Genomic DNA, 6,831 nt, shown 5'->3' with positions numbered 1-6,831 from the left:
CCCATGCGGGCATGACGGCGGGGCCGCGCACGGCGGGGTGCGCACCGGGCTTCGGATCCGCCTCCTTGGGCACCGCGAAGAGGCACAGCCATGTGGTGACGAGGTAGAACGCCAGCGCGACGAACAGCACGATCGGCAGCTCGAGAGGCTGCGTCCAGCCCCACAGCCCACGGGCGGCGAGGTATGCCGTGAAAGCCACGCCGAGCCCGACGAGCACGCTCCGGACGCTGAGCATCAGGACTCCCCCGCCCATTCGATCGTCACGGTGGTGCCGTGACCCCCCGAGTCGATCTCGGCGATTCCGCCTACCGCGGCGACCCGGGCGAAGATCGAGCCGCGGATGCCGAGACGGTCCTCCGGGATGGCGCTCAAGTCCACGCCAGGCCCGGTATCGCGAACCCGCACGCGCACACCCGTATCGCCGAGGCCCTCGACGCTGACCGCGAGTCCCGCCCCATCCGCGTGCTGCACCGCGTTCGCAATCGCCTGCGTCGCCGCCAGCACGAGCGCACGTGCGACGCGCCCAGGCACCACGGGCCTCATGCCGATGTCGATGCGGGCCACGGCGACGCCGACCCCGAGATCCCGCGCGCCGGCCTCCACGCTGTCCGCGATCTGAGCCCGGGCGATGGGTTCATCGCTGCCCTCTTCGCCGCCGCTCTCCGCGTTCGCGAGTCGCGTGAGCGCCTCCCGCGCCATCGCCACGGCGAGATCCCGTTCGCGCGGCGATGACGCGCGCTCCGCGGCGATGAGCGCGGCGAGCACACTGTCGTGCATCAGCCCCGCGACGGCGATGCGCTCCTGCTCCGCGGCATCCGCGGCGGCCGCCCGCGCATAGGACGCGACCGCACGGGCCCTCGTCTCGTCGACGTTCGCAGCAACGGAGCGGAACACCCAGCCGAGAGTGAGGAGGACGCCCCCGAGGATCAGCGCGAACGAGACGTCGAGACCGAGCGGAAACCAGAAGTCCTGCGCGAACCCTGTCTGAATGAGCCGGACAACACCGAAGAGCAGGGGCGTCACGAAAAGCCACGTCAGCTGCAGCGGCATCCGGAAGGCGATCACCGCCGCGACGGTCGCGACGTTGACGAGGTACCAGATCCACGGCTGCCCGGTGGGCTCGGGGTCGGAACCGGCCGATGCGATCGGCCACAGAATCAGGGCCACGAGATACAGCGACGCGAAGACCGCGGCCAGCACACGGGCGCCCCGACCGATGATGCACGCCACGAGCATCGCCGCCAGCGGGACGAACGTCGCGACCATGAGAGCGACATGCCAGCCGGCCGAGCCTTCTCCCCCGCCGAGGCCCGCCACGAACGCCTGCGCACCGAGTGCTCCGCAGCCGAATGCCGCGGCAAGAGTGATGATCCGTTCGATGCGTGTGCGAGTGAAGCGCCCGAGTTCGGGATCGCTCTCCCGCGACTGCGGAATCAGCCCCCACGCCGCATCGAGCACGGCGCGATCGGTGTCAGTCGACACCCTGCGCGTCCCCTTCGGACTGCTCGAGAATGCCGTCCTCCATCGCCCGCCTCAGCAGGTCGACCTTCGTGGGCGCCGGGCGCCCGACCTCGACGTACTTGACGCGCACCCGGTTGATGTTCTCCTTCGCCGTGGAGTACGCCACGCCCAGCCGATCGGCGACCATCTTGAGCGGCAGGCCCGCGGCATACAGCCGCAGCACGTCGCGCTCCCGCGCGGAGAGCTGGGCATCGGCGAAGGCGCGGTCGCCCTCGACGGCACTCGCCCACTCGATGTTGTTGAGCGGCTCACCGTGTGCGACCGTGCGGATGGCGCCGATCACGTCGTCGATCTTCGACGCCTTGCTCACGACCCCCGCGGCCCCGGCGGAGAGCGCCTCGCGCACCGCGGCCGGGCGGTCTGCGACGCTGTGGATGATGACGCTCGAGCCGTCGGCGACGACACGACGCACATTCTCGGTCACGGTCGTGCCGTCTCCCAGCGTCAGGTCGAGAACGACGACGTCGGCGGGCTGCGACTTGCTGGATGCGCGCCAGTCGAGGTAGGCGTTCACCCCCGCACCGGAGAACACGACCACCGACCCGGCGCGCGCGCAGGCGGCCTCGAGTCCGAGACGAACGGACTCGTGGTCATCGATCAGTGCCACACGCGTCATGTGGTCAGCCTAGTCAGGGTCGGCGGGTAAGCGTCGCGACGGCCTCGACGTGATGCGAGTTCGGGAAGAGGTCGAACGCCCTCACGCCGCCCAGCTCGTAGCCTCCCTCGCGGAAGGTCGCGACATCCCTCGCGAGCGCGACCGGGTCGCACGCGACGTAGACGATGGCCGCCGGGCCGAGGCCGATGAGGCCCCGGACGACGTCGCCGCCCGCGCCCGAGCGTGGTGGGTCCAGCACGACGATGCCGCGGCTCAGGCGCTCGCGTTCGCGAGCGGAGGCGTCCGCCGCGAGCGCGGAGATGAACCGGTCGACACGGGCCGTCAGGGTGCGTGCCGCGATCCACTCCACGAGGTTGCCGCTCGCGTGATCCGTCGCGCGTGCGTCGGATTCGACCGAAGTCACCCGCGTGCCGCCGAGCTCGGCGAGGGCGGCGGCGAACAGCCCGACGCCGCCGTAGAGATCGAGGTGCCACGCGTCGGGATCCGGGCCGTCGGGCGCGACGGAGGCCACCGCGGTGCGCACGGCGCTGTCAAGGGTCTCGGCGGCGAGCCGGTGCACCTGCCAGAAGCCCCCGGCATCCACTCGGAACTCCCGCTCCCCGACGCGCTCCGTGACGACCTCGCGGCTCTCCGGCGGAGCCGTCTTCGCCGAGGCGGGGCGATGGATGACGCGCACGCGGCCGTCCGCGGGCTGCACCAGGTCGATGCGGCCCGGCTTGCCGCCGGTGCGGCGCAGGGCGGCGCGCTGCACGCCGGCCGTGGCGAGCGGGTAGTCCTCGACGGGGACGACCGTGTGGCTGCGCGCCGCGAACGGCCCGACACGGCCGTGCTCGTCGACGTGCAGGCTCACGCGGGTGCGCCAGCCGGTGCCGTCGGGAGAGTCCTGCTCGCCGATTCCCGCGGGGCTGATCTCCACGGGGATGTCGACGCCGCCGAATCGCCGGAGGGCATCGGAGAGCACCTCGAGCTTGAGGGTGCGCTGATGCGCGAGTTCGATGTGGCCGAAGTCGGCCCCGCCGGGGCGGTCCTCGGGCGGGACGTCGACGTCGGCCTGCGACCAGATGTGCGGGCGGCGGTGGGGCGAGGCATCCAGCACCTCCATGGTCTCCCCGCGCCAGAACGACTTCTTGCCGACATCCGTCAGCCGCACGCGCACCCGCTCGCCGGGGATCGCGTCGGGGACGAACACGACCCGCCCCTCGTGCCGCCCGACGAACACGCCGCCGTGGGCGACGTTCGTCACGTCGAGGTCGATGGCCTCGCCCGGGCTCGCTGCGACCGGCGGGGTGGGGTCGGGTTGGTAGGTCACGCCTCAGAGCCTTTCACAGCGCGGGCCCTCCACGGCTACCGTGAGGGTATGCAGGTCTGCCTCGCGTCGACGTCGCCCGCCCGCCTCATGCTGCTGCGTCAGGCGGGCATCGAGCCCCTCACGCTGGCCCCGGATGTCGACGAGGACGCGGTCATCGCCGCGATCGAGGCCGACACCGGGCGCACGCTCTCCCCGACGGAGCACGTGCTCGTCCTGGCGCGTCGCAAGGCGGCGGATGTCGCGACCCGGATCGGCGCGGAGGGCGCAGGCTTCGACGGGATCGTGATCGGCGGGGACTCGATGTTCGAGCTCGACGGGGTGATCTACGGCAAGCCGTACACGCCGGAGGCGGCCGCCGAGCGGTGGCGCGGGATGCGCGGGCGCACCGGCGTGCTGCATTCGGGCCACAGCGTGTTCCGGGTTCGGCCGGGCGTGGAACTGGTCGAGGCGGACGATGTGGCCGAGGCATCCGTCACGTTCGCCGCCGACATCAGCGACGACGAGATCGACGCCTACGTCGCCTCGGGCGAGCCGCTGCACGTCGCCGGCGCGTTCACGATCGACAGCCTCGGAGGCCCCTTCATCGACCGCGTCGACGGCGATCCGTCGACCGTGGTGGGGATGTCGCTGTCGACGGTGCGCCGGCTGGCGCGCGAGGTGGGTGCGTCGTGGCCCGAGCTGTGGAATCGCTCGTAGGCGTGCCGCTCGTAGACACCCGCACACGTTTCGGCGGTGATCTTGTGGCGACCACTCAAAATCGCGGTCCCTGGCCTCGGTAGGCTGACCTCCATGCCCGAAATCGCCAAGGTCCTGATCGCGAACCGCGGCGAGATCGCCGTCCGCATCATCCGCGCCGCCCGCGACTCGGGTATCGGGTCGGTCGCCGTGTATGCCGACCAGGACCGCGACGCGATGCACGCGCGCCTCGCCGACGAGGCCTACGCCCTCGAGGGCTCCACCAGCGCGGAGACCTACCTGCAGATCGACAAGATCCTCTCGATCGCCCGGCGTTCGGGGGCCGACGCGGTTCACCCCGGCTACGGGTTCCTCGCGGAGAATGCGGGTTTCGCCCGCGCGGTGATCGGGGCCGGACTCACGTGGATCGGTCCGTCGCCCGAGGCGATCGAGGCGCTCGGTGACAAGGTCACCGCCCGCCACGTCGCCGAGAAGGTCGGTGCGCCGCTGGCCCCGGGGACTCCGGGCCCGGTCGCGGGCGCCGACGAAGTCCTCGCCTTCGCCGAGGAGTTTGGCCTGCCGATCGCGATCAAGGCCGCGTACGGCGGTGGCGGGCGCGGCCTGAAGGTGGCTCGCGAGTACGACGAGATCGCCGAGATGTTCGAGTCCGCCACACGCGAGGCGATCAGCGCCTTCGGTCGCGGCGAGTGCTTCGTCGAGAAGTACCTCGACAAGCCGCGTCACGTCGAGACGCAGTGCCTCGCGGATGCCGCGGGCAACGTCGTCGTGATCTCCACGCGCGACTGCTCCCTGCAGCGCCGGCACCAGAAGCTCGTGGAGGAGGCGCCCGCGCCCTTCCTCACCGAGGAGCAGAACCGCCTTCTCTACGAGTCATCGAAGGCCATCCTCCGCGAGGTCGGGTACACCGGCGCGGGCACGTGCGAGTTCCTGATCGGCGCCGACGGCACGATCTCGTTCCTCGAGGTCAACACACGCCTGCAGGTCGAGCATCCCGTCTCGGAGGAGGTCACCGGCGTCGACCTCGTGCGCGAGCAGTTCCGCCTCGCCGCGGGCGGCCTGCTCGACTACGACGACCCGGTGCCCGTCGGGCACTCGATCGAGTTCCGCATCAACGGCGAGGATCCGGGGCGCGGGTTTCTTCCCCAGCCCGGCCCGATCCACGTCTTCAAGACATTCGGCGGCCCGGGCACTCGCCTCGATTCGGGCGTCACCGCGGGTGACACCGTCAGCGGATCGTTCGACTCCCTCCTCGCGAAGATCATCGTGACCGGACGCGACCGCGCCGAGGCGCTCGAGCGCAGTCGCCGCGCCCTCGACGAGTTCGAAGTCGCGGGTCTGCCGACGGTGCTGCCCTTCCACCGCAAGGTCGTGCGCGATCCCGCCTTCACCGCCGAGGACGGCAACTTCGGGGTCTACACGCGATGGATCGAGACGGAGTTCGACAACGACATCCCGCCGTGGGACGGCGAGCTCAGCGACCCGGCGCCCGCCGAGGCGCGGCACACGGTGGTCGTCGAGGTCGCGGGCAAGCGCCTCGAGGTGAGCCTGCCCGACCGGATCGTGGCGGCACCGACCACGATCGGGCGGCCCGCTGCGGTGCCGCCGTCGCGCCGCAGCCACGCGACCACGGTGACCGCGGGCGCCTCCGGCGATGCCGTGAAGTCGCCGATGCAGGCCACGATCGTCAAGGTCGCCGTCGAGGAGGGCCAGCAGGTGGTGAAGGGCGACCTCGTCGTCGTGCTCGAGGCCATGAAGATGGAGCAACCGCTGCAGGCCCACAAGGACGGGGTGATCGGCGCGATCAACGCCGAGCCCGGCACGACCGTCGCGGCCGGCCACCAGCTCCTCACGATCTCGTAGGCTCAGTCGGCGCAAAGTGCACGCCCGCCAGCCCCGCACCCGCACTTTCAGCCCAGTGAGCGCAGGGGTCGGGAATCGCGGCGCGCCCCGGGACGTCGGCGGCGCCAGCGCGGGGGCGTGGATGCCGTGGTCAGGCGTTGTTGACGATGTGCATCGCGCGCGCGGCATCCGTGATGCTGCCCGTCAGCGACGGGTACGCGGCGAAGACCCGGGAGAGCTGGTCGACCGTGAGGCGCCGGTCGACGGCGATGGCGATCGGGTAGATCAGCTCGGACGCGCGGGGCGCCACGATGACCCCGCCGATCACGGTGCCGCTGCCCTGGCGGGCGAGGATCTTGACGAAGCCGTCCTTGATGCCCATCATCTTGGCGCGGGGGTTCGCGGCCAGCGGCAGCTTGTGCACGACGCCGTTGATCTCGCCCTCCTCGATGTCCTGCTCCGACCAGCCGATCGTCGCGATCTCGGGGGCCGTGAAGATGTTGGCCGTGATGCGGCGGTGCTCGAGCGGGATGACGACATCGCCCATCGCGTGGAAGACGGCCGTGCGGCCCTGCATCGAGGCCACCGAGGCGAGCGGGACGAACGTCGTGCAGTCGCCGGCAGCGTAGATGTTGGGAACCGACGTGCGGGCGACGCGGTTCACCTGGATGTGGCCGGACTCCGTCATCTGCACGCCGGCCTCCGCGAGGCCGAGCCCCGCGGTGTTCGGGATCGAGCCGACGGCCATCAGGCAGTGGCTGCCCTCCACGGTGCGCCCGTCCGACAGCGTGACGAGCACGCCGTCGCCGGTGTTCTCCACCTTGTCGGCCCGCGATTTGGAGAGCACCGT

At 71.3% G+C, this 6,831-nt stretch carries 6 protein-coding genes and 1 pseudogene; 2 read left to right on the top strand and 5 right to left on the bottom strand.

Annotation, left to right across the window (positions count from 1 at the left end; all coding sequences use genetic code 11):
* From VNT50_RS13920 to VNT50_RS13905, 4 genes and pseudogenes are all read right to left on the bottom strand, one after another.
* Positions 1–235, bottom strand: a pseudogene (locus VNT50_RS13920) (hypothetical protein); the annotation flags it as partial.
* A complete protein-coding gene (locus VNT50_RS13915; RefSeq protein ID WP_325485709.1) occupies positions 235–1,482 on the bottom strand; it encodes a sensor histidine kinase in 1,248 nt (415 codons plus the stop codon). The pseudogene VNT50_RS13920 and the gene VNT50_RS13915, both read right to left, overlap by 1 nt.
* Positions 1,472–2,137 carry a response regulator transcription factor gene (locus VNT50_RS13910; protein ID WP_325485708.1) on the bottom strand — a complete coding sequence of 222 codons (666 nt, stop codon included), beginning with the start codon at positions 2,135–2,137 and terminating at the stop codon, positions 1,472–1,474. The genes VNT50_RS13915 and VNT50_RS13910 overlap by 11 nt, the downstream gene beginning before the upstream one ends.
* A gap of 13 nt (positions 2,138–2,150) precedes the next feature.
* Positions 2,151–3,446, bottom strand: a complete 1,296-nt coding sequence (locus VNT50_RS13905; protein ID WP_325485707.1) for a class I SAM-dependent RNA methyltransferase — start codon at positions 3,444–3,446, stop codon at positions 2,151–2,153.
* 48 nt (positions 3,447–3,494) lie between these two features.
* Here VNT50_RS13905 and VNT50_RS13900 point away from each other — a divergent pair, with 48 nt between their 5' ends.
* Together VNT50_RS13900 and VNT50_RS13895 are read left to right on the top strand one after the other, a co-directional pair.
* On the top strand, positions 3,495–4,142 hold the full coding sequence (locus tag VNT50_RS13900; protein ID WP_325485706.1) for a Maf family protein: 648 nt from the start codon (positions 3,495–3,497) through the stop codon (positions 4,140–4,142).
* A 93-nt stretch (positions 4,143–4,235) separates the two neighbouring features.
* Positions 4,236–6,002 carry an acetyl/propionyl/methylcrotonyl-CoA carboxylase subunit alpha gene (locus tag VNT50_RS13895; protein ID WP_325485705.1) on the top strand — a complete coding sequence of 589 codons (1,767 nt, stop codon included), beginning with the start codon at positions 4,236–4,238 and terminating at the stop codon, positions 6,000–6,002.
* 130 nt (positions 6,003–6,132) lie between these two features.
* Here VNT50_RS13895 and VNT50_RS13890 read toward each other — a convergent pair.
* The coding region (locus VNT50_RS13890; protein WP_325485704.1) for an oxidoreductase dimerization domain-containing protein at positions 6,133–6,831 on the bottom strand (699 nt) is incomplete at its 5' end.

It is taken from the genome of Microbacterium sp., from assembly GCF_035554235.1.
GTDB lineage: Bacteria > Actinomycetota > Actinomycetes > Actinomycetales > Microbacteriaceae > Microbacterium.
Note: the sequence above shows the minus strand (reverse complement) of the source record. Positions and strands in the feature narration are given on the sequence as shown.

Coding starts and splice junctions, on each gene's coding strand:
- VNT50_RS13900 (WP_325485706.1), top strand. CDS start 3,495: ATGCAGGTCTGCCTCGCGTCGACGTCGCCCGCCCGCCTCATGCTGCTG.
- VNT50_RS13910 (WP_325485708.1), bottom strand. CDS start 2,137: ATGACGCGTGTGGCACTGATCGATGACCACGAGTCCGTTCGTCTCGGA.
- VNT50_RS13895 (WP_325485705.1), top strand. CDS start 4,236: ATGCCCGAAATCGCCAAGGTCCTGATCGCGAACCGCGGCGAGATCGCC.